Source organism: Clostridioides sp. ES-S-0010-02 (assembly GCA_020641055.1).
Taxonomy (GTDB): domain Bacteria; phylum Bacillota; class Clostridia; order Peptostreptococcales; family Peptostreptococcaceae; genus Clostridioides.
Genome location: CP067345.1, coordinates 1,706,291 through 1,730,548, shown reverse-complemented (window position 1 = coordinate 1,730,548; position 24,258 = coordinate 1,706,291). Strand labels below are relative to the sequence as shown.

General features: G+C 28.6%; 21 protein-coding genes. 3 read left to right on the top strand and 18 right to left on the bottom strand.

From position 1 onward, the window contains the following. Positions 1 to 89 precede the first annotated feature (89 nt). Positions 90 to 1,457: a sodium:alanine symporter family protein gene (locus JJC01_08000; GenBank protein UDN59789.1), complete on the top strand. Its 1,368-nt coding sequence runs from the start codon at positions 90 to 92 to the stop codon at positions 1,455 to 1,457. Positions 1,458 to 1,638: 181 nt separating this feature from the next. On the opposite strand, the gene JJC01_07995 is transcribed toward JJC01_08000, so the two are convergent. From JJC01_07995 to JJC01_07955, 9 genes are all read right to left on the bottom strand, one after another. After that, a complete protein-coding gene (locus JJC01_07995) occupies positions 1,639 to 2,286 on the bottom strand; it encodes a class II aldolase/adducin family protein (GenBank protein ID UDN59788.1) in 648 nt (215 codons plus the stop codon). A gap of 17 nt (positions 2,287 to 2,303) precedes the next feature. Continuing rightward, a complete protein-coding gene (gene araD / locus JJC01_07990; protein ID UDN59787.1) occupies positions 2,304 to 2,990 on the bottom strand; it encodes an L-ribulose-5-phosphate 4-epimerase in 687 nt (228 codons plus the stop codon). A 68-nt stretch (positions 2,991 to 3,058) separates the two neighbouring features. Next, a complete protein-coding gene (locus JJC01_07985) occupies positions 3,059 to 3,976 on the bottom strand; it encodes a transketolase family protein (GenBank protein UDN59786.1) in 918 nt (305 codons plus the stop codon). Between the two features lie 2 nt (positions 3,977 to 3,978). After that, entirely contained in the window at positions 3,979 to 4,794 is an 816-nt protein-coding gene (locus tag JJC01_07980; protein UDN59785.1) for a transketolase, read from the bottom strand. A gap of 19 nt (positions 4,795 to 4,813) precedes the next feature. Beyond that, a complete protein-coding gene (locus JJC01_07975) occupies positions 4,814 to 5,872 on the bottom strand; it encodes a galactitol-1-phosphate 5-dehydrogenase (GenBank protein UDN59784.1) in 1,059 nt (352 codons plus the stop codon). Positions 5,873 to 6,222: 350 nt separating this feature from the next. Then, positions 6,223 to 7,629, bottom strand: coding sequence for a PTS galactitol transporter subunit IIC (locus JJC01_07970; protein UDN59783.1), 1,407 nt, complete (start codon positions 7,627 to 7,629; stop codon positions 6,223 to 6,225). 188 nt (positions 7,630 to 7,817) lie between these two features. Then, positions 7,818 to 8,120: a PTS sugar transporter subunit IIB gene (locus tag JJC01_07965; GenBank protein UDN59782.1), complete on the bottom strand. Its 303-nt coding sequence runs from the start codon at positions 8,118 to 8,120 to the stop codon at positions 7,818 to 7,820. 118 nt (positions 8,121 to 8,238) lie between these two features. Beyond that, a complete protein-coding gene (locus tag JJC01_07960; GenBank protein ID UDN59781.1) occupies positions 8,239 to 8,685 on the bottom strand; it encodes a PTS sugar transporter subunit IIA in 447 nt (148 codons plus the stop codon). Positions 8,686 to 8,716: 31 nt separating this feature from the next. Continuing rightward, a complete protein-coding gene (locus JJC01_07955; protein UDN59780.1) occupies positions 8,717 to 11,614 on the bottom strand; it encodes a sigma 54-interacting transcriptional regulator in 2,898 nt (965 codons plus the stop codon). Positions 11,615 to 12,097: 483 nt separating this feature from the next. On the opposite strand from JJC01_07955, the gene JJC01_07950 reads away from it, so the two are divergent. Then, positions 12,098 to 12,520 (top strand): DUF3284 domain-containing protein, encoded by a 423-nt coding sequence (locus JJC01_07950; protein UDN59779.1) that lies wholly within the window; start codon positions 12,098 to 12,100, stop codon positions 12,518 to 12,520. 227 nt (positions 12,521 to 12,747) lie between these two features. Here the strand turns inward: JJC01_07950 and JJC01_07945 are convergent, their stop codons facing one another. From JJC01_07945 to JJC01_07930, 4 genes are all read right to left on the bottom strand, one after another. Further along, positions 12,748 to 13,488 (bottom strand): SIS domain-containing protein, encoded by a 741-nt coding sequence (locus JJC01_07945; GenBank protein UDN59778.1) that lies wholly within the window; start codon positions 13,486 to 13,488, stop codon positions 12,748 to 12,750. 2 nt (positions 13,489 to 13,490) lie between these two features. Further along, the gene (locus tag JJC01_07940; GenBank protein ID UDN59777.1) at positions 13,491 to 14,750 is read right to left on the bottom strand and encodes a PTS ascorbate transporter subunit IIC; all 1,260 of its coding nucleotides are present in this window, start codon (positions 14,748 to 14,750) and stop codon (positions 13,491 to 13,493) included. A gap of 145 nt (positions 14,751 to 14,895) precedes the next feature. Next, positions 14,896 to 15,174, bottom strand: coding sequence for a PTS sugar transporter subunit IIB (locus JJC01_07935; GenBank protein ID UDN59776.1), 279 nt, complete (start codon positions 15,172 to 15,174; stop codon positions 14,896 to 14,898). A gap of 12 nt (positions 15,175 to 15,186) precedes the next feature. After that, positions 15,187 to 17,106, bottom strand: coding sequence for a transcription antiterminator (locus JJC01_07930; protein ID UDN59775.1), 1,920 nt, complete (start codon positions 17,104 to 17,106; stop codon positions 15,187 to 15,189). Between the two features lie 441 nt (positions 17,107 to 17,547). On the opposite strand from JJC01_07930, the gene JJC01_07925 reads away from it, so the two are divergent. Further along, a complete protein-coding gene (locus JJC01_07925; GenBank protein ID UDN59774.1) occupies positions 17,548 to 18,636 on the top strand; it encodes a DUF2185 domain-containing protein in 1,089 nt (362 codons plus the stop codon). Positions 18,637 to 18,831: 195 nt separating this feature from the next. Here JJC01_07925 and JJC01_07920 read toward each other — a convergent pair whose 3' ends face one another. The 5 genes from JJC01_07920 to JJC01_07900 all read right to left on the bottom strand — a co-directional run bounded on the left by JJC01_07920 (position 18,832) and on the right by JJC01_07900 (position 23,999). Continuing rightward, positions 18,832 to 19,575 carry a DNA alkylation repair protein gene (locus JJC01_07920; GenBank protein UDN59773.1) on the bottom strand — a complete coding sequence of 248 codons (744 nt, stop codon included), beginning with the start codon at positions 19,573 to 19,575 and terminating at the stop codon, positions 18,832 to 18,834. Then, positions 19,568 to 20,158, bottom strand: coding sequence for a TetR/AcrR family transcriptional regulator (locus tag JJC01_07915; GenBank protein UDN59772.1), 591 nt, complete (start codon positions 20,156 to 20,158; stop codon positions 19,568 to 19,570). The genes JJC01_07920 and JJC01_07915 overlap by 8 nt, the downstream gene beginning before the upstream one ends. Further along, positions 20,145 to 20,573, bottom strand: a complete 429-nt coding sequence (locus tag JJC01_07910) for a hypothetical protein (GenBank protein UDN59771.1) — start codon at positions 20,571 to 20,573, stop codon at positions 20,145 to 20,147. The genes JJC01_07915 and JJC01_07910 overlap by 14 nt, the downstream gene beginning before the upstream one ends. A gap of 468 nt (positions 20,574 to 21,041) precedes the next feature. Then, complete coding sequence (locus JJC01_07905) at positions 21,042 to 23,111, bottom strand: sensor histidine kinase (GenBank protein UDN59770.1); 2,070 nt, start codon at positions 23,109 to 23,111, stop codon at positions 21,042 to 21,044. Positions 23,112 to 23,306: 195 nt separating this feature from the next. Next, a complete protein-coding gene (locus JJC01_07900) occupies positions 23,307 to 23,999 on the bottom strand; it encodes a response regulator transcription factor (protein UDN59769.1) in 693 nt (230 codons plus the stop codon). Positions 24,000 to 24,258: the final 259 nt, after the last annotated feature.

Here is a 24,258-nt window from a genome sequence, read left to right as displayed (position 1 = left end):
ATTATTAATAAATTATACTAATTTCCTGTCAATTACTTCATTAAAAATTCTATTGATTGTGTAAAGCAAAAAAATGAGGGAGTGTTTTTATGAATCTAATTGATATTTTAAACAAAGTTGATGCTTTTATTTGGGGACCGCCCCTGTTGGTACTACTAGTTGGTACTGGTATATTACTTACTGTTAAACTTGGCGTTGTGCAAATAACAAAACTTCCACGTGCTCTTAAGCTAATATTTGCTGCTGAAAATAAAGGTAGTGGTGATGTTTCAAGTTTTGCAGCTTTATGTACTGCATTGGCTGCTACAGTTGGTACTGGTAATATCGTTGGGGTTGCCACAGCTATTAAAGCTGGTGGACCTGGTGCACTTTTTTGGATGTGGATAGCTGCATTCTTTGGGATGGCTACTAAATACTCAGAAGGTGTCCTTGCAATAAAATACAGAACTAAAGATAAAAATGGTCAAGTATCTGGTGGACCTATGTACTACATAGTAAATGGTATGGGAGAAAAATGGAGACCTCTTGCAATATTCTTTGCTATAAGTGGTATATTAGTTGCACTTTTAGGAATAGGTACTTTTACTCAAGTAAATTCAATAACAGACGCTATCAATAGTAGCTTTGGAGTGGACCCTAGAATTACAGGTGTTGTACTAGCAGTATTTGTAGCTTTAGTTGTATTTGGAGGTCTTAAAAGTATATCTAATGTTGCTACTAAGATAGTACCTTTTATGGCAGTTATCTATATTGTAATCTGTGGAGTCATTTTAATATCTTATTGGAATAAAATACCTGAAACTTTTGTATTGATAATTAAAAGTGCATTTACACCTACTGCTGCAACTGGTGGTTTTCTAGGTGCAACTATGTCACTAGCAATTAGAAATGGTATCGCCCGTGGTGTATTTTCAAATGAATCTGGTTTAGGTAGTGCTCCAATAGCAGCTGCTGCAGCTAAAACTGAGTGGCCAGCAGAGCAAGGACTTATATCTATGACAGGAACTTTTATAGATACTATTATAATCTGTACACTTACTGGATTTTCTCTTGTTATATCAGGTGTTTGGTGTTCAGACTTAAATGGTGCTGTTATGACTCAAGCAGCTTTTAATGGTGCTATTCCTACATTTGGACCAATATTACTTACAGTTAGCTTAACATTATTTGCATTCACTACAATTTTGGGGTGGAGTTATTATGGAGAAAGATGTTTTGAATTCCTATTTGGTGTAAAAGGTATGAATGGATATAGAACTGTATTTGTAGCTATGGTATTATTAGGTGCATTCTTAAAGTTAGAAGTAGTTTGGATAATTGCTGATATTGTAAATGGACTTATGGCAATACCTAACTTAATAGCTTTGCTTGCACTATCACCTATAATAGTATCTGAAACTAAAAAATACTTTGAATATATAAATTCTCCAGAAAATCAACTAAAAAGAAATGCATAAGTAGAAATATATAAATAAAAAATATAAAACCCTAAACCAATATAAGAATCGATTTAGGGTTTTATATTATTTTTGTTTTAAATGAATATATCAGATTAAATATATTTACTTAAGAAGTACTACACTATATAAAGAAGCTAATATCTATTATAGTTCATCTATTTAATTTAAATCATCCTAATTAAAATTTTATTTCATCTGGATATTTCCATGCTTTAAATTCATTAATATCTACTGCCTTAGGTTCTTTAAATTGATTTAATACTAAAGACCTATAGTATATTTCTGCTACTTCTTCTACATATCTCGATTTTAACAAAGCATCTTCAAGGTCATTACTTACAGTTGTCAATCCATGCCTTTCTAATAAACATGCATCCGTATCTAATAATAACTTTGAAACACTTTTGGCTAGTTCCAAAGTCCCTGGTCTTTCATATGGAGCTATGTCTACATAACCACCATAATTAACTGACTCATATACAATTGGTATAATTGGTTTATTTGCCACTGAAAATGCTGTTGCATAGAGAGAATGTGTATGCGATATAGCATTTACATTTGCTCTCACTTTGTATATTTCAATATGCATTAGTACCTCACTACTAGGTTTAATACCTTTCTCAGCTTCTATTACATTCCCATCCAAGTCTAATACACAAATGTGTTCTGTCTTCAATTCTTCTCTTCCTATACCTGAAGGTGTTATAAGTATATATCCAGTATCCTTATCTCTAATGCTAAAATTACCAGCTTTTTCCTTACACAAGCCATAATTCTCTGCTTTAATTGCTACTTCTACAATTTTAACTTTTAAAGATTCTAGCATAATTTACCTCCAGATAGTTATTTTTGACCATAGTATGCATTTTTACCATGTTTTCTTGAAAAATGCTTGTTCATAAGTAATCTATCCATAGTATTCTCAGGACTCATTAATTCTGTATAATATGCCATCTTTGCAACTTCTTCTAAAACCACTGCATTATGAACAGCCTCTTTTGCATTTTTACCCCAAGTAAAAGGACCATGGTCATTTACAATTACTCCTGGACAGTGTATTGGGTTTTTCCCCATAAATTCTTCAACAATTACATTACCAGTTTCTCTTTCATACTCACTACTTATTTCTTCTCGAGTCATTTTTCTAGTACATGGTATACTTCCATAAAAATAGTCTGCATGAGTAGTCCCACATGCTGGTATAGATTTACCTATTTGAGCCCAAGTTGTAGCCCAACTTGAATGTGTATGTACTATACCTCCTAATTCCTCAAACTCTTTATATAAAACTAGATGAGTTGGAGTGTCTGAAGAAGGTCTTAATCTACCATCTACTATATTCCCATCTAAATCAACTACTACCATATCTTCTACAGTCATCTTATCATACTCAACACCACTTGGTTTTATTACTACTAACCCTTTTTCTCTATCTATTCCACTTACATTTCCCCATGTATAAGTGATTAATCCTCTTTTAGGTAATTCCAAATTTGCTTTTAATACTTCTTCTTTTAGAGTCTCTAACATTCTGATTCCTCCTATATTTTTTTGATAAAATTTATTTTTAGTTTGCTTTTATTATTGATTATATTTATTTAGAATGATTTTGCAGTACTAACTATATTTTCTACAGTCAATCCATAATAGTTTAATAGAGATTCTGGATTTCCTGATTGACCAAATTCATCATTTATACCTATCCTCTTTACTACAACAGGGTATTTCTCGCTTAAAACTTCTGTAACAGCAGAACCTAATCCACCTATTACACTGTGTTCCTCTACAGTTACCACCTTACCAGTATTTTTAGCTACCTCTACTATAAGTTCACTATCAATTGGTTTTATAGTTGATATATTAACTACCATAGCTTCAAGTCCCTCTTTACTTAATAATTCAGCAGATTTAATAGCTTTTGAAACCATTATTCCAGTTGCAATTATAGCTACATCTGAACCTTGTCTAAGAATCTCGCCCTTTCCAATTTTGAAATTATAATCATCATTATGTATATCTTCAGTAGTTGCTCTTCCAAGTCTTAGATATACAGGACCATTGTAATCTACAGCAGAAAATATAGCTTTCTTTGCTTCTATTCCATCAGCAGGATTTAATACAACCATATTTGGTATACCTCTCATTAAAGATATATCTTCTATAGCTTGATGGCTTCCTCCATCTTCTCCTACTGTTACTCCTGCATGAGTAGCTGCTATTTTAACATTTAAGTTTGGATATGCCACAGAGTTTCTTATTTGTTCATAAGCCCTTCCTGCTGCAAATATTGCAAAAGTACTTGCAAAAGGTATTTTTCCACAAGTAGCAAGACCTGCTGCTGTACCAATCATGTCACCTTCTGCTATCCCCATATCAAAAAATCTATCTGGAGCAACTTCTTTAAATGATATACTTTTTGTAGCTTTTCCTAAGTCTGCATCCAATACTACTATATCTTTATTTTCTGCAAGTTCTTTTAACACTTGTCCGTAAGCTTCTCTAGTTGCTATTCCCATTCCTATAGACCTCCTTCTAAATCTTTCAATGCTTGTTCTGCTTGTTCTGCATTTGGAGCTGTTCCATGCCATGCAGCATTATTTTCCATAAATGAAACACCTTTACCTTTTACAGTCTTAGCTATTATTACTGTTGGTTTTCCTGTAACTTTTTTAGCTTCATCTATTGCATTTCCTATTTCATCAAAACAATGTCCATTTATTAGTATTACATTCCATCCAAAAGATTTAAATTTGCCATCTACTGGACTAACATTCATTACTTCTTCATTAGAACCATCTATTTGCAATCCATTTAAGTCAACAAATGCAATTAAATTATCTAATTTATAATGTGATGCTGTCATTGCAGCTTCCCATATTTGTCCTTCTTGAATCTCGCCATCTCCTAAAATAGTGTATACTTTATAGCTTTTATTATCTAATTTACCAGCTAATGCCATACCATTTGCAGCAGATAAACCTTGTCCAAGAGAACCAGTAGACATATCTACTCCTGCTACCTTTTTCATGTCTGGATGTCCTTGTAACTTAGAAGTAAATTTTCTTAAACTTATTAAATCCTTTTTTTCAAAATAACCTCTTTCTGCCAAAGTTGCATATAATGCTGGTGCAGAATGCCCTTTTGATAATACAAATCTATCTCTATCTTCATCATTAAATTTTATAGGGTCTATATTCATTTTTTCAAAATACAATACAGTTAATATATCTACTATTGACAGCGAACCTCCTGGGTGTCCAGACTTAGCTTCTGTTATACTTTTTATAATACTTATTCTTATGTTTTTAGCTATTTGTTTTAGTTTTTTATTCATTTTTATACCTCTTAAATTTTTATATTTCTACTAGGATTTTATTAAAATTTATTTCTCTGTTTGCCATTTTACGCAGAAATTCTCCTACCTCATTAAGACCTATTTTATGTGAAATCATTGGTGTAAAAATAATATCTCCTTTTCCCATAAAATCTAATGTTGCGGTCCATGCTCTTCCAGGATAAGGACTTGTATATGAATTCCAAGAACCTTTCAAAGTAAGTTCTCCACGTAATATGCTCTCCGTAGCTTTTGCACTAAGTGGTAATTCTGTATGCGAAATACCTACAAATACTATAGTTCCTCTTTTTTTTGCTATAAGTAGAGATCGCTCTTGAGTAAACCTACTACCAGCAGTCTCTATGACAATATCAGCACCACCATTAGTTATTTTTTTTATTTCTTCAATTGCATCTACTTCTTTTGAATTTACTGTATAGTTCGCTCCTAGACCTTTAGAAAGTTCTAGCTTTTCATTGAAAATATCAACAGCTATAATTTTAGATGCTCCAAAAACCTTTGCCCATTGTAAAGCAAACTGACCTATTGGACCACACCCTAGTACAACTACACTATCTCCTACCTTAATATCTGCTTTTGCAATCCCATGATATGCTATAGTTGCTGGTTCAATTCCAGCAGCAGTTTCATAATCTAATGTATCTGGTAATTTTAAAACATGCTCTTCAGGAACTTTCACATACTCTGCTAAAGCTCCATTTACTCTTGTCCCAATTATATTGTAGTCATTACATAATCCGAAATTCCCCTCTTTACAATAACCACATTCTCCACAAGGAACTAATGGGGCAACAGCTACTCTATCTCCTACTTTAATACTCTTTACTTTTGACCCTACTTTAGCAACTTCACCAGAAAACTCATGTCCTAAGATTAATGGATATGCTGTACCTCCACTCAATCCACTAACCATAGACCTAGGTAAATCCGAGCCACATATTCCAACATATTTAACATTTACAAGTACTTCTCCATCTGTTATTTCTGGTATATCAACCATTTCATATCTAACATCACCTATATCGTATAGTACTGATGCTCTCATCTTATTTGCCATATAAACCTCTCCCTTCATGCTATACACTTATATATAGCAATATTTATGCCATACAAAAAACAAATAATTCATATCTACAAATACCTTACATACAAAGCATTTTGACAGTGTATAATACATTTTATAAAATCAAATTACATTATTGTATAAATATAAAAAAATATGTTTTAAATAACAAAATAAAATTCATAAAATTAATAGTTGAGCACAATAAAACAGAATCCTAATATTTATCAAAATAAAAAGAAATCTACATTTCATTTATAGATTTTCAGATAATCTCTGATACTCCTATAAAATCAATTATAGATTTCTTGATTCATTGTATTCTTATATTTAATAAACTTAAGCTATGCTACTACAGGTTCTTCTGCAACATTTTTAAGTGCTTGTTTTTCTAAATATTCAAGTATACTTGTTTTATTCTTTCTAAATAATGCCCATAAGACAAAATAAATTACAACTGCTAATCCTATATAAATTGGATTTGCACTTAAGAATGCAAAGAACACTAATCCCATCAAAGGTTTTCCTAGTATATTGAAACTTGTTATAAGCATAGCTCCAGCTGGTATAGCAACACCTACACTTGTAGCCATATCTGTAAATAATGGAGCTGTAGATGTACATATATATAATCCTAATCCAAACCATATTATACCTGAAACTATTACTTTTGGTATATTACCATTATGTACTGCAACTAAACCTTGTACCATATATGGAATTGCAAGTAAGTCTACAACTGGTAATACCTGATTCCCTGGAAGTATCATAGCTACTACAAGCATTATTGGAATTAAGATAAGACCTGATATTAAAGTTGCAGGTTCACCATATCCCACAGCATCATTTACTGCTATATACCACTCGCGATTTCCAGCTTTTTGCATAATCTTTCTAGCAGCTTCTGTTATAGGTGCAAATGCTTGAGCAAACATACTTGCTACTTTTGGGAATATTGCCATAACAGCACTTGTAGATATACCAACTTTCATTATTTCTCCCCAAGCTTCCATAGTAGTTATTCTAGTCATATTACCTAGTATACCAATAAACATACCCAAGAAAAGACCTAGAGTAATCGGCTCACCTAAAAATCCTAATTTCTTTTCTAATTCTTTAGGGTTTAACTTTATTTTATTTAGTCCAAGTTTGTTATATATAGGGTCTGCAAATACTGCAAAGACAGAAGCTTCAACATTGTGCATAGCTATTATTGTACAATTAGGATATCTATAATAACTAGACCATCTCTTTGCAACTAATTCTGATATTAATAAACTGTATAAGTTTAACAAGACCATACATCCTATACCTAAAGGGAAATTGCCTGTCACTCCTATTACCATTGCTCCCCAAACCATATAGGAATAATTATTCCATAAATCTGATGGTTGGAATACATCTGTCCACTTTACTAAAAATAAAATAGTTTGCAATAATATTCCAAGACCTAAGTATATCATACCTGCACTTGTTGAAAATGCAACTAATGATGTAGCTTGCCAACCAACATCAAACACAGGTAAATTTACTCCTGTACTATCTACCATTCTATTAATTACTGGTGTTATTATTGGTGTAAATGAATTTAATATTAACGTAAAACCTTGCAAAGCAACACCTGCATATACAGCTGAAAGAAACGATTTCTTAGTAGTCACTTTAAATATTTTTGCTATTATGAATATTATAATTGGAACTATAATTGCAGAACCAAATGTATCGATTATAGATTTCATAAATGTTAACATCTTTTACCCTCCTATTTCTAAACATTTATCAAATTAATTAAATATGTCTAAATAAATATCTTTTTGTTGTCATTTTTATTCTAATAAATTCTTAAATGATGCCACTTTAATTAAATTTATTTTGATAGTAGTTATTTGAATAATAGTTTATTATAGTATCTAAATTATTAATTTAAATACTATAAACACTATTTATTTAAACTATCAATAACCTTTAAAACTTCTTCAAAGAATGCATCTTCTCCTATACCAGTAAGACAAGCAAATGCATTTATAGTTGGTATTCCGTAATCACCTGATTGAAGTGGGCTTGTAAATGTTATAAAATCAAATCTTCCTGATTGTGCCAAATTTAATGCTTCTGTTGGTCTAGCCTCTGTTGTTGTAATAGATATACCCTTATCTCCTAATACTTCTTTTAATTTACCTGCCACCATTGATGATGTAACTGTTCCTGAACCACATACTGATAATACGTTAAATTGTTTCATAATAATTTCCTCCTAATATTATAGTTAAGTTTTATTTTATATAAATTAAATTGCTCAAAAGTTAATACTGCTTTTAAGTTTCTAATTTTCTATTATTTACTTCTAAAACATCTTTTCATTATATTTCTATAAAATTTAATAATTCAGCTACTTCTTCTTTTGTTGATGCATTTTTTATATCTCTCAACAGCTTTATATTCTGAAAAACTGACATTAAATCTTTTAATAATTTTACTTGAGAGTCTGGATTCTTTACTGCTAGTAAAAATACAAGCTCCACATCTAATTTATCTGTTGGGTCTATCATTGAATTAAATTTTACTGGATTTTTCAATATTCCTACAGCTACATTAGATTCATTTACATGTTGTGAGTCTGTATGTGGAATCGCAACACACATTTCTCCAATATTAAGCCCTGTAGGTAATGTTTTTTCTCTTTTCAAAACGGCATTTATATATGTATTTTTTACATATTTTTTTTGATACATTTTATTTCCTAATTCTCTGATAATACTTTCATAATCATTAGCTTCTAAACCTAATGATATTAAATCTACATTCATTACTCTAACTCCTCTCAAATTGTTGCTATATCTATATATTTTTAAATTTATCAAATATAATCTTCTTAAAATCTTCTTTATCAAAACACTGTTTAGCACTATTCATAAACTTTTCATCTTTTAAAATTTCAAGAACATTCTTAACAATATCTTTATCATTAGTCTTAAAAACTGGCATAAATACAAAATTCACATTGCCTACACCCCAGTCAATAGGGTTTTTTAATTTAATAAAAACAAATCTTGTACTATTTACTGTAGAAGAATCTCCATGAGGTACACCTGTAGCCCCTTTAGAATAAGTTGGAAGCATTTCTTCTCTATGCAGAACTGAATCCAAATAATCTTTTTCCACATATCCTTTATTGATAAGAATTGAACATACATATTCTAGTAAATCCTTTTTAAAATATATATCTGGCTCAAATATTACTAAATCCTCATCAAGCATTCTTCCATATCCTTTGATTTGACTATCATCTTGCTTTTTTGAAAGATAGATATCTAGGTTTTTAAAAACATCTTTATTATATGGAATAAAATTTATACCTGGTATTTTGGGATTTATTGTACCAACAATGGCTAATATATTATTTTTTTCTCTTAATTTTTCAATTTTATAGGGAAGATTCTCATCCAAAGCACTCATTTGATAACATTTAGTATTGTTGTACTTTTCTTCTAATGTTTTGCTTATGTACTTAGCGGTTCCCTCTCCAGTAAGACATAAGGCTACAATTGCATTGGTTTTATCTATATGCTTTTCCAGTTCATAATTATATCCCATCCTATCTTTTACAAGAGAAAAAAACATTTCATCAAGTTCTTCATCTCCCATAGAAACTTTCCTAGCTGCTTCTAATGCCATTAAAAGATCTACTCTATCAATAGTTTTAGTATTTATGTTAGTTCTCTTATTTACTATTTGTCCTATATTTGTAAGTGACCCAATATCAACTAGAAATAATATTCCTTTCCCTTGGTCTATTATTTTTGACAACTCCACCGCCTTGTTATATATATTCATTGGTTTTTCATCTAAAGGCATGTCTATGGCCACAGGAAATTTTACTCCCAAAAGCTCTTTAACAACATTTACAGTTTCTGTAGCTATACGACCATGAGAGATTATTATCAATCCAACTTTATCTTTTTTTACTTCATTCTTTAAGGCTGATTTTATATAAAGTGTTATAAATCCAATCTCATCTTCTGGAATCTTAATTTCATTTGTATCTTCAATTTTTATTGCAAAGCGTTTTGCTATTTCATATTCTTTTGAAAAATCTATTTTTATTTTTTCTAAGTTTACATTTATTATCTTTTGATTTAGTTTAATCCTTTTTATTGCTTCTTCTAAATGTATTGCTAGATATTTAAATGCATTTTTATTTACTTCTAAATTAGTATTTTTTTCAATTATATTATTCATTAGCTCTTTTACCAGTTTTACTAGACTATCACTTACAAAGCTATTTAAATCACTCATTGAGAAGATTTCTTCATCGTTTTCTAGATTAAACTTTATGTCAGCAAATCTATTTAAAACAAAAGTCCATAAAATGTTTTCTATGTCAATATCTTCAATATCTAGAGACTTTAAATCATAATATTTCTTTTCAATTGTTTTATATATATCCTCTGGTAATATGTACTCATCATTCACAATATTTTCTTTTATTGAGGATTCCTCTACATTAAATGGTATAAATATAGCATTTTTTAAATACTTTCTTATTTCTGTGTATTCAACCTCTTGAAAAGCAGCATCTTTGAAAGAATCCTTAAGCTTTAAAACTTCATTTATATCTACTACTACTATTGATTCACAATCTTCATCTTTAGAATTTATAAACTTCATAAAAGCTCTTGCACAAAGAACCTGAATCATATTTTGTAATTGCCCTATATTTCCACTAAATTTTTTTAATGCAAGTATTTCAATCACATTTTTATCTACAAATATTTTTGCATTTATTCTGTTACACTCTTGTTGAAAGATATTGTATATAAGGTCTATTTTTTCTTTTAACAGTCTATCATGTAATGATGGTAATGTTATTAGCATTGGTATTCTTCTTCTAAATGTCAACAATAAATTAGTCTCTACGTTTTCAGTAGTTGCTCCAATCAGTATCATGCTTACCTTTCTTTCAGCATTAGTTTCACCTAATCTTCTAAATTTGCCTCTGTCTAAAATAGAAAATAGTATTTCTTGACCTTTTGGAGGTAATCTATGAATTTCATCTAAAAATAAAACTCCTCCATCAGCTTCTTCTACAAGACCTGGTGTATCATATTCAGCTCCTGTAAATGCACCTTTTTTATATCCAAATAATAAAGATAACAATAATTGTGGATTATCACTGTAATCAGCGCAGTTAAATACAACAAAATTAGAATTTTCTTTTATTACCTTTTTTTTCTTTGCAAACTCATACATATGTTTAGAAAATAAACTCTTACCAACTCCACTTTCTCCTACAATTAAAGTTGGAAGACCTTTTGGAGGATACAATATAGCAGACTTTGCTTGTTCTACAGCATTTCTAAGACTTCCCTTATTTCCAATCAAAGTTTCAAACGGGTCGCTTGATTTTTCTTCAATTACCTCTACGATTTCCATTTCTAAACTTTCTTTAGGTAAAATTTCCTCTACAACTCTTCTTGATATATTGAATCCTTCTGTCATCAACTCTCTGGTAATTTCTGAAATAGAAATATCCTTGCTGTTTTGCAATATTGCTGAAATCGCTGACTTTAAATAAGGATATCTTCTTTGTCTCGAATTACTTATATTGAGTTCTTTCCTTAGATTAGTTATATTTTCTCTAGTTGTATTTAAAAACTTTGCTATTTGAACATCTGTTAGTGGGTCTTTTTTATTTTCTGTATTTATGATGTTTACAAGTTTATCTCTCAACTCCATGCTTGATAACTCCTTTCTTGATAAATATATAAGCAACTATCATGCCATACTTATTTCAATACTTTTTTTCTTTGCAACGCTTGTAAATGACTACTTTTTCATAAGCATTCATACATTTTGATAAACATTTGCTTTTTGTACATTTAGTAATTTACTAAATGTATTAACTGTTTTTGATTGCTGATATTATAATTCATAATATAGATTATCATATAAATTAGTTATAGAATTAGGATTGAAAAGTTTATTTAATTAGATATAATATTATATATCTACTCAACAAAGAATTTATGAACCCTTATGCTTTTAACACTTTCTGTTTTTAAATTTTAATTCGATATAATAGTATTTTATTAAATGCTCATATACACAGTAATTTAATCATATCTCTAACTGAGGTATGACTTTATATGACATATTATACTATTTTATTTATAAAAATAATTTACAAGTATTAAAATTACACACAGAGAGGAAAATAATATGAAAACATTTAAATCTGAAGCTTTATTGAAATACTCTGCAAAAGATATATTTAATATATTTATAAAATCTGCAAGACTAAATTTCCCTAATTTTAACGAGAAGAGGGCGGTAGGTACATTTGTACAACAAAAAAATAATAAAAGATTTAAGGTTGAAATAACTAATTTTGAGAAGAATAGAATATATGAGATAAAAACAAGCAATAACAGAGAAAGTTTTATTACTAGATATGAACTTATACATATTGATTTAGAAAATACAAAACTTATTTTCACTGAAAGTGAAAGTGATAGAAATATATTTGGAAAAATTAATTCACTTATTGTAAGAATCTTATTTGGAAAAAGACAACCAGATGAATTTAATAATTTTATAAAAAAATTAGAACTAGAACTAGCAAATAAAAAGATTAATTCATAAATATAAATTAAATACTATTGTACTTAAAAACAATTAAATATATTTATTATAGAAATTAAATAGTTAAATAATTTATACTATAAGATAAATAAGGAGTACTTTTAATTATCTTTATTCTATGCGATTACCTAATAATAAAAGCTGTAGATTTTACCTACAGCTTTTTTAGATACTACTTATTTACATTGTTAAGACCTTTTGAATCTTATTGAAATACTTTATTCGCCTTAATACTCATAGTAGATTACATCTTTATACTCATCAAAAATCTTCTTATTTAACTCATCTCCACCGTCTATATTTGCACTATAAAAAATTGGTGGATTCTTTAACCCTCTATTAACTAACTCTTGAGTAACTTGAGCTATAATAGAATTCATAACAGTGGTTGCAATTACAGTAGACGTTGGACTAACTTTTTGATTTAGTCCATCTATGTCTACACAGGCATCTCCCTTTTGACCATGATTATCTATTACTAAATCACACACCTCATAAAGATTTTTTCTTGAAGAATGTCTTGAAGATACGCTCTTTGAATAACTTAAATTAGTTATACATATTACTGTTGCCATCTTTTTTTTAGCTTCTATAGCAAACTCTATACTTACTGGATTTCTACCAGATACTGAGTGAACTATAACTACATCTCCTTCTTTAATTGGAGTCTTATCAGCTAGAGCTGCACCATATCCTTCTAGCCTTTCCATCTTACTAGTGTGAGTTATTGGTGCTGTATCTAGCATTAGAGACTTTGCAAATACTGGATTTATAAGAACACATCCACCTGCCCTGTAGAATAATTCTTCTGTTAGTATTCCTGCATGTGAAGCCCCAAAGGAAAATATAGCACTTTTGTTTTCTATTGCCTCAACAAGGATTTGTACTGCTTTTTCCATATTGACTTTTTCTTCATTTTCTATTATGTCAATTAATCTTTTTATCTCATCTATGTATTTAAATTTCATACTTATAATACTCCTCCAAATAATGAACCTATAAACTTACTGATTATACCAAATAATGAAAGGTCGTTACCACCAAATATTAGTATCCAGTTTTTAATAGTTCCTGAGTAAATTACAGCAGATATTCCTACTAAAGCTACCATAAGTATTGCAGCTACAGCTGTACCTATTATAGCTCCACGTATACCACCTTGCGATTCTCCTATTACTGCTGCTGCTCCGCACTCAAAGAATGAAGTTATAACAAGTGGTATAATTAACATGTTAAATATATTGAAATAGTTACATATTAAAATCATAGCTGTAGATGTTAACGTAGCAACTAAAAATCCTATTAATACAGCATTTGGCTTATAGTTAAATAGTATTGGACAGTCAAAAGCTGGTAGTGCGTTTGGTACAACTTTTTCTGATATGCCTTGGAATGCTGGCATTATTTGATTTATTAACATTCTTACCCCATGAAGCATGATTATAAGACCTGCCCCAAAAGAAAGACCTTGCTTTATTGCATATGTTCCAATAAACTCATTAGCATCCTTAAATGCCCCTGGTATTACTATTCCAACAACTATAAACATTAAAAATACTGCCATTCCACCACTTATAGATATTTCTCTAAAGAATGATAAACTTTGAGGTATGTTTATATCTTCTGTAGACTTTTCTTTATTTCCTACTAACTTAGCGACAAACCCTGATACAAGTGCTAAACAACCCGCTGGATGCCCTAGTGTAAAAGATTCATCTCCAATAACGTCAAATACATACTTTCTTAATAACCATGGCATTATTGACCAGTAAAGTGCTGATAGTACTGCTGCAAAAGCTATTAATACTCCACCACCTAATCCAGCTTCAACTCCTGATGCTACAAATATAAACGGAAACCAGTAAAGCATGTGACCTGTTAAGAAGATTGTCTTAATAGGTGTAAATCTTGCTATCATTAAATGAAGAGCTAGACCTACAAACATAGCTAAACCTATAACTCCTCCATAACTTGCAGTAAAAGTAACATCACTTAAACCTTCTGTTACCGCACCACCACTTATACTTTGGAAAGCTCCATTAATTGGTGCTATCGAACTGACTAACATACCTGTTCCAGTTTCCATAATTATGATTCCAAAAGCTGCAAGTAATGCCCCCTTTATAACATCTGATGCTTTCTTTTTCTGTAATATAAGACCAAATGCTGCTATTAATCCAATTAGCATAGACGGATTACGTAAAATATTATTTGAAATAAAATCAAGCATTATATTTTTTTAGTGATAGGTTAACTATTTAAGTTTTCTACCACTAAAATCCCCCTCTCTTGCTTACTATTTTTAATTTCAGTAAGCTTTTATTTTATGTCGATTAACTTAAATTTACTTTTAAATTTACTTTTTTAAATTTATACTATTTCTTATCATTTAAAAAGGTTTGAACAACTTCTGTAACTTCTGCTAAGTCCATATACTTCTTAACTGGATATACTGGTACATTACAAGTTCCTTTTAATTCATTTAATAATTCTTGGCTTGTAAATATACAGTCACAATCAGCTCCTCTAGCTGAGTTTATATCTGTATTTTCTACTTCACCTTCTATACTTAACTGCTTTAAAACCTTTTGTATCGTCATTTTTAATACCATTGATGAACCTACACCAAATCCACATACTGCTAATATTTTCATTTTAAATTCCTCCTAATTTTGTTTATTTATAAGTTCTAGTATTGAGGTTTTGTCTCCATTAATTATTAAATTTATATTTTCTTCTTCATACATCATTTCTGAAAGTGATGCTAATGCTCTGATGTGAGTAGTGTTATCTATAGCAGCTAGTACCATAAATATATTCACTGGCTTTCCTAATAAATCAACCTCATCTTTTACTATAAGTAAAGACATGGCAAGTTTGTTTACCCCTTCTTTAGAACTTGCATGTGGTAGAGCAAATCTATCAGCTAAAACAATATAAGGTCCATACTTTTCAACTGACTTTATCATATTTTCTATATACAAGTCTTCTATAGAGTTGTCTTCTAACAATGGTTTTGAGGCTATTTTTATTGCTTCTTTCCAATCTTTAACATTTTTTATTATATTGACCCTATCTTCATTAATTAATTCCTTTAACATTGGTTGATACATCTCTCCTTCATCTATCTTATGTATTATGTTTAATAAGTCAGCTTTTAATGATTCTTCGTTATTAATAACTCCATTTTTTCTTATCGCCTGTATTATCAGTTCAAGATTGAAATACTTCTCATTTTCTTTTACACTTATGAGTTTGTTCATCAGTAATTGAATGTCTGATGTTGTTAAAAGAGGATTCACAACTATTACATTACTTACATTTTGTATGTCTATGGTTGTAATTATGTAATCATAGTATATATTTACTTCTTTTAGTTGCTTAATAGATACTATACCTACTATTTCTATAGTTGGTATGTATTTGTATAGCTGTATTTCCAAACTCTTTGATACCATAAGACCATTAGGACAAACTAGTAAAACTTTATTCTTTCTTAGACCATTATCTCTAGAACCTCTTAAGTATCCTCCAAAATATGCTGCTATAAATCCTATTTCTTCTTCTCTTATACCTTCAAATACAGGAAACTCTTCTTCATTTTCTATAATTGACTTTATAATCTTATAAAGTGACTTATGTTTATACTTCGTTTCGTCTAGCATAGGGTTGCTAATAGGAAACTTAAATCTTATTCTGTTGTAAGAAGAATGCAAGTGCCTTAAAATATTTTTTTTAAACTCATGTTTACTTTCTAATTTTATTGCTGTATTTACTTCAAACTTGTCTATAAGTTTATCTACATATTCTTCAACAACATCTTCCTTAACTTCACTATTTAAACTAGGAAGTGAACTTACATAAGCACATACATAGGCTTGTTCATTTTCATTAGCTTCTTCACACAAAAGTTCTTTACAATTATTAAAGTAACTAATTTTTTTAGCTTTATTTAGATATTTATAAGAATACAAGGTTTTCCCATCTCTTATTCTTTTATTTAGAAACTTTGTAAACTTAGTTAAATTTAATAAAGAGTAATCTGTAAGGTTTATGCATCCCTTTGTATCAAAGTCAGTTACTTCCTTACTTATAGAATTAATTTCTAATACATTTTCTTGTGTAAGTAGCAAGAAAAGTTCTCTAATAACATATTCATCACCTATTACTTTGTACTTTCCCTTGTACTCTAATTTTAGTCCCATTGTTTGAAGGTGCTTTTTTATATCAGTTATTGTTTGTACTACTGTGTTTTTTGAAAGTAACATTTCATTTGTTAGTTTTTCTATTGATATTTTTTCATCATGTAATATCTTGTTTAATATAAAAGTTTTTCTATATTCACTATCTAGAAATTTATCTTCTTCAGCTGAAATTATTTTTCTTACATTACCTAAGTTACCTTCAAATATAAATTTGTGCTTTATATTTTTTATATTACCTCTTTTTCCTAGTTCTTCATTTATAGATAGGATATCGTAATAAACAGTTCTTTTTGATACATTAAACTTTTCTTGTAGCTCTTGTGATGTTACATTGTTATTTTTAATAATAAAATCTAATATTTTTTTAGCCCTTTCCTTCATACTGCCTCCTTAATTTTATTATCTATATTTTACATACATAGTGCCATACCAAATAATTGCACATGATTTTACCTTATTCTATAATTTTGCACAGTTTAACCCTAATCTAAAAGATAAATGATACTAAAAAGTATTTTTTAAAAAATATGGGAATGGCATAGATTATTTTTTCAAAAAAACAATCTATACTGAGTAAAAAATCCCTAAGTTGTGTCTACTTAAATAAATAGTACTGTAATGATTTAATACAATCAAATACAATTATTACCATACAGATTGAAATAAGTATCTTTGCTAAAATCAGAAAAACACAGAATTTAGTATGAAGGTATGATACGATATATTTAACAAATAAATTGAAAGATAACAAATCAACCATCAAATAAAATAATGTCTATTATATTTATTATCAAGAAATTTTTGAAAGTAAGGAGAATTCGTATGGAACTGTTTAGCAAAAATAAAAAAGAAACAAAAGTCGAAAAATCAGAAGTAAAGCAGTATATTACTGGGGCAGGTGACTGTATTGTCAGCAAATCGATTCTCAATGGAACATCAAAACTGAGGTGGCTTTTTAGAGAGCATAGTGAGTTTGGAAATGGATGGATTGCTTTTGGTGATACAGATACACAAGAGTATGTAGACAATCCCAAGAATATGGCAATTGTAGATTTTAATACACTTATTAACGTTGAACCAACTACTTTGAATATTTTTTATATGCCCATAGGAACTGATTTAGAATTTCACTCTAATAAAAGTGGAAAATATTTTATTGATACAAATACAGGAAAAGAAATTAGAGAACAAGTTAAACATCCTGCTCAAATAGCATTTGAAAAAAACCTAAAATTTCTAAATCATGAAAACTATTCAATAGAATTCTTTCAAAGCTTGTTTCAAAGAAGTGAGAAACTTGAACCATTCATTATAGGAGAAACAGATTTCCCAAGTGGAGAAGTTGTCCTTGCAGACCCTCTTGCGTATTTAGGTAGTGAATATATGACTTATTTAGAAAGAAAAATACCTGTTGGAAGTTATTCGGTAGAAATTTCTATCTGCCATTCTAAAATTGCAGGACTTAGAATTGCAGCATCAAGATTGATTATCAATGACAAAAAACCTATCAAGTATGAAATTGCAATGCCAAAGGGAAAGAAATGCAAAGATTTTGGAAAGTCAGGAGCATGGACTTTCTTTGGTGTGGATACAGGATTAGCCTGTTTTTCAGACGCAAAAGTTGCAAAGGAGTATAGTAATTTTATAACAAAATGGCAAAATGAAAATCCAGGTAAAAACAAATATAATGATTATTTTGCAACACTTTTTCAAAAAAGTCATGAAATGCATCCAAATTTACAGAATAAAAATGGCAATTTCTTACTTTTAAAATTACCACAAACATCCTACAGATTAATTATGTTCACAAGCGGTATAGGTGATGGTATTTACAGCGGATATTGGGGGCTTGATGCAGATGGAGAGGTCGCAGAACTTGTAATCCCATTTATGAATCCAACATATTTTTAAGATATTAGGTTGATTATCAGTTTAAATTTATCATTAATATTAGTATTATACACAATATATGTTTGCCTCTATAAGAAAATATTTTGAAAAATACAATTTTCTTATAGAGTTTTTTTATAATTACTTTTTAATTACCTTTTTTCATTAGAAAGATATCATCTTTAGACATATTTTTGAATATAAATACTACAAACATTATTTCTTTTTATTTTTTGTTCTTGAAGCATGCTTAATAATCCATTGACATTCTTTTGTTATATTTTCTGTTTGCCAACTAGAAATAATTAATTCAAATTTATCTTGCTCTTCTTTGTATAAATCATTTAGATTATTTGCTACACTCTTTTGAATTGTTTTATCTGTATCATTTTTTAGATTAGACAATAATTCAAAATAAGTATCAAAGTATTCTAAGGCAACATACATTTTTTTTGCCCATGGCAACCGTATTCTGAGGCATTCACTGGCTAATCGACGAACTCTTTTATTACTATCTTTACTCCATTTTAAAAGCAATTCCATAGACTGTTCAGGAAAATTATTTATTATAGTACGCATACAATATTCACTAGTAAATCTTTTTGTCAACTCCTTACTGAAAGTTGTACTTACTTCAAAATTTTCTCCACCAAACTTCTCTACATACTTTCCAATGGGCCATAACCAATAACCCTCTGTAAACATGCCTAAACTGCCTTCTAACTCTGGACCTAATATATTCTCAAAAACATTAATAGTATCTGAATAGTTTAAATTGATAGACTTTTTTAAAGCATTTGCTAATAACTCTTGCCTTTCATTGAATTCTAACAATTCAATAGTTGGTTTTGTTAGTGAAAAAAACTCATTAATAATAAATTCTGGATATACTGATTTTATTTTTTCAGCTAAGAAGTTTACATATTCAATGTCATAGTAGTCTTTCACTTTCTTAGCCATCTTTTCTAAACCCTGTCAATAAATGAGAAATCGCTTTATAAACTTGATTTTTATCTAAAATATTGCTTTCTGCAAGAAAAATAGATAAATCATTTAATGCACCAGAAATCATATGTGAAATCATATGAATATCAAACTCTATTAATTTCCCATTTTTTTGTGCAACTAAGAGTTGTTCTTCCAAAAGTAAAACAGAATTCTCATTATCCATTTTTTTCCACTCTGTCCATTCTATAATATTGGGTGCTTCGATTAATAATATTCTTTTGTTAGATTCTAAAGTAGCTGATTGTACAAATCCAACACAACCTAAAATTAACTGTTCCCATATATCTTCGGATTTCATAGCTTCTTTTTCTACATTTAATCCAACTTCATACTGAACAAGATTTAAAACTGCTTTAAATAGATTTTTTTTATTTTTAAAATGGTGATATACTGCACCTCTAGTCATATTAGCTTCTTCTGCGATAGCTTCTAATGATGTCTTCTCATAGCCATAAGTAGAAAAATGATTACGTGCAATAGCAATCAAATTTTTTGTAGTATTTATAGATGCTAATTCTTTTTTATTTTTGTTCATTTTCTTTACCCGATTTCTTATAATTTTTAAGATACTCATTTGATGGCGGAATTATTTGAATAATATCAACCAAAATTTTACTTGGAGTTTCAATAATAAAATGTCTTTGTCCAAATTCTTCATTTTTTATATCTAATAAAAGTGATGATTTTTTTCTACTAATTACTTCTGAATATACAGTGTTTACGTCATTAACTTCAATATTAAGAATAAGGCCTTCACACTGTTTTCTATAAAGTTTAGGTATTGAATCATGTGAACTATCAATCAATGCCAACTCAAATTCATCATTGTCTTTTAAGCTAATATACCAATCATTATTAAAGGTTTCCTTGAAATCAAATAATTCTATAAAAAAATCTGCTTCTTTTCTTATATCATTGCACATTAGTACAGGATAAAAACTATTTTTCATAAAAATAATCTCCTTTATATTTGGTATCATCAATATAACATACGTACAGTATGTATGTAAAATATTTTGAATAAAGGAGATTGAGAATTTATTTTAAAAGAAATATCTAAATTATCTTATAATCTTCCAGTTACTATCGTTTTTGAACAACAAGAGTGGGGCGAAACAATACATTTCAACTGATTTAATTTTTATTTCAAAATCTATTTTAGATTTTCATGACATAAAAATATACTCCCTTCATAGCATCAGTTGTTATTATTTCAACTGTATACTTATAAAGGGAGCATATCAAAATTTCCAGTAATATTGAATAAGAAAAATATATTTACACAAATCTATCTATATTCTCATAAAATTAATTAAAAGTATTCCTTTCTTTAAAAGTACCTATATAATTGTTTTGTAAGAAACCTTTCAATATCTTAATTTTTCTGTAAAAATTATATTATATCTTGAAATTTTATTTTAATCTATCTTTATTTCTTCTTCATATTTTTGAAATTCTAAATTTGCTTTAAACAAATCTCCATCTATCTCTATATAGAATTTTCCACCTTGTAAGTTTACTAAATCTCTTGCAATAGCAAGTCCTAACCCACTACCTTCAGTATTTCTTGATTCGTCAGCTCTTTTAAATCTTTCCATAATTTCACTTGGGTCAAAATTTAACTCATATGAAGATATGTTTTTCATAACCACCTTTACATTTTCACCATTTTCATAAACATCTATATAAACTCTAGTACTTTCTAAAGAATACTTAGCTATATTTGATAATAGATTTTCAAAAACTCTATACATTCTTCTTCCATCTGCCCATATATACACTTTTTCATTTGGAACATTTAGTCTTATACTTAAATTATTTGTAGATAACTTTTCTTCTAGTTCACCTATACTTTGCCTTAAGAGTTGCACCAAATCAATTTTACTAATTTGTAACTCTATATTTCCACTACTTACTCTACTTGCTTCAAATAAATCCTCTATCAATAATTTTAACCTCTTTGACTTTGATTCTAGTACATTTATATAATCGTTTATATATTCTGGTTGTATAGAATCTTCTTTTTTAATTAAATCTACATAATTTATTATAGAAGTAAGTGGAGTTTTTAAATCATGAGATACATTAGTTATAAGGTCAGATTTCATCCTTTCACTTTTTACCTGTTCTTCTATTGCTTTATCCAGACCTTCTCCAATATTATTTATATTTTCTGCTAAAGATGTAAAATTATCATTTCCACTAATTTTTATCTTATAGTCTAATTCACCATCTTTTATTTTTTCGGTACCTTCTATAACATAACTCAAATAAGAAAGCCTTTTGGTTATATAAAGTGCAAAACCCAAAAATATACATATAGAAAATAACAATCCTAGGCTCACACTTTGAACACTAATTACAATTGTTAAAACCAAAGATATTATTACTATACCAATAACTTTTCTTGCTAAAGATACTTTTTTTATAGCGTTAATGACCTCCCTTACAGTTTTTATTAACCATAAAATCACCCTTACTATAATACTTGACTTAAATATACATATTTTATTTTCTAAATGACTTAACTGAACAGTTATAAAAAATATATTATTTGAAATTAGTAATGATGCTATAGAAATTAGTAATATAATATAAATATCATAGGATGTATCAATAACATACAGAAATAGAAGTATTATTGAGGTAACTATTATTACTGCATTAAATTCCATAGGTATTTTATTGTATATTAATAAAAATACATTGTCTTTCTTTAATGCCTTGTATTTAATTCGTTTACATAATATAATGGACAATAAACATATAATAGCTAAAATTAAACTAGCTACAAAAAATAATTGCACTTTTTCTGTAGCTTGCTTAAACGTTTCAAAGTTATTGTATACAATTCCATCTTCAATACTTAACTCTTTAGGAAAAGATACATAGACTTCAAAAGCTTTATCCATACCATTTAGTTTTAAATCGATATTATTTAATTCAGATTTTTTTCCATTTAGTTTTTTAGTATAGGAACTTTTTTCTACTCCTTCTATTATTTCTACATCACAATAACCCTTTATGTTTTGCTTAAATTCATCTAAATCATTATATATTGTGTTCGTATAATACTCTCCTGTATATGTATTTCTAATATACATTTTTACATTTTTTAAAGAGTCTAAGTATTCTATAGATGATAGTTTATCATTTACAAAGTTATCATAATCATTATTTAAAGCAACATTTTTTCCGTTTCCTTCTGATTTTGAATCCTCATAATTTAATTTAAGTTTTTCTTCTTTGGTGTATCCACTACTTACAGATAGTTTCAAATTATATAATAAATCTTGAATTGTACTTTCATCAAATATATTGCTGTCATAAAAATCATCAGATATTCGAAAAATTCCACTATTTGTAGAAGTTTTTTGTATATTGTGTTTAGGTTCAGCAAGTCCTATTGATGCAAATAGTATAGCTAATGGAAACGAAATAGATACTATTATTAATGCTACTAACTTTAATGCTCTATATTTTTCCAAGTTGTTCACCTCATCTACATCGTCAATATCTTATATAAAATAAAATTCAATACAAGCATAATTCCCATAGAGTACACTAAGCTACTTGAGAAGAAGTTAAAACATATAAGAATTCCTAATATTTGTGTAAAAGTAAAAACGACTAAAATCAAAATGCAATTAAATATTAAACTCTTTTCTTTCATAAGTTTTCCGCTAAAATTTTTCAATCTTATAACCAACTCCCCACACCACCTTTAAAAATCTTGGTTCTTTTGGATTTATTTCAATCTTTTCTCTTATTCGTCTAATGTGTACTGCTACTGTATTTTCTGAATTAAAACTTTCTTCATTCCATACTTTTTCGTATATCTCATCTATCGAGAAGACTCGTCCTTTATTTTCTAAAAGAAGTTCAATTATTTTATATTCAATTGGTGTCATTTTTATATTTTCGCCATCAATCTTAACTTCTTTTGTCAATGTATTTAGCTCTAGAGCCCCACTTTTTAAAATTTCTTTACATGTATCTTCATAGTTACCTAAGGTTACATATCGCCTTAAGTTTGATTTTACTCTAGCTACAAGTTCTAATAGATTAAATGGTTTTGTTATATAATCGTCAGCTCCAATGTTTAATCCCATTATTTTATCTGTATCTTCACTTTTTGCTGAGATTAAAATTATTGGTATATTTCTTTCTTCACGTATTTTTACAGTTGCTTTGATTCCATCTAATTTAGGCATCATTATGTCCATTAAGATTAGATGGATATCATTTTTTGTTATTACTTCTAATGCTTTCATTCCATCATATGCTTTATGTATTTTAAATCCTTCTGATTTAAGATATATCTCTATTGAATCAACAATCTCTTTATCATCATCTACTACTAATATATTGTACATATTTTCACTTCCTCTATTGTATAATAATCCTTATATTTATTATACAATATCTTTCACTCCCTTTCTCAATAATGACTAAATTGTTATATTGTATTATCTTACATTTTTATAATTTTTCTTTATATCTATATAATAGAGTATAAATCTTAAGAAAATATTATCCTAAATCTTAAATATTTCTTAAGATTTAAGATAAATTGAGGTTTATTTGAATTAATTAATTTGAATTATGTTGTTTTCAGATTACTTTCATTTAAGT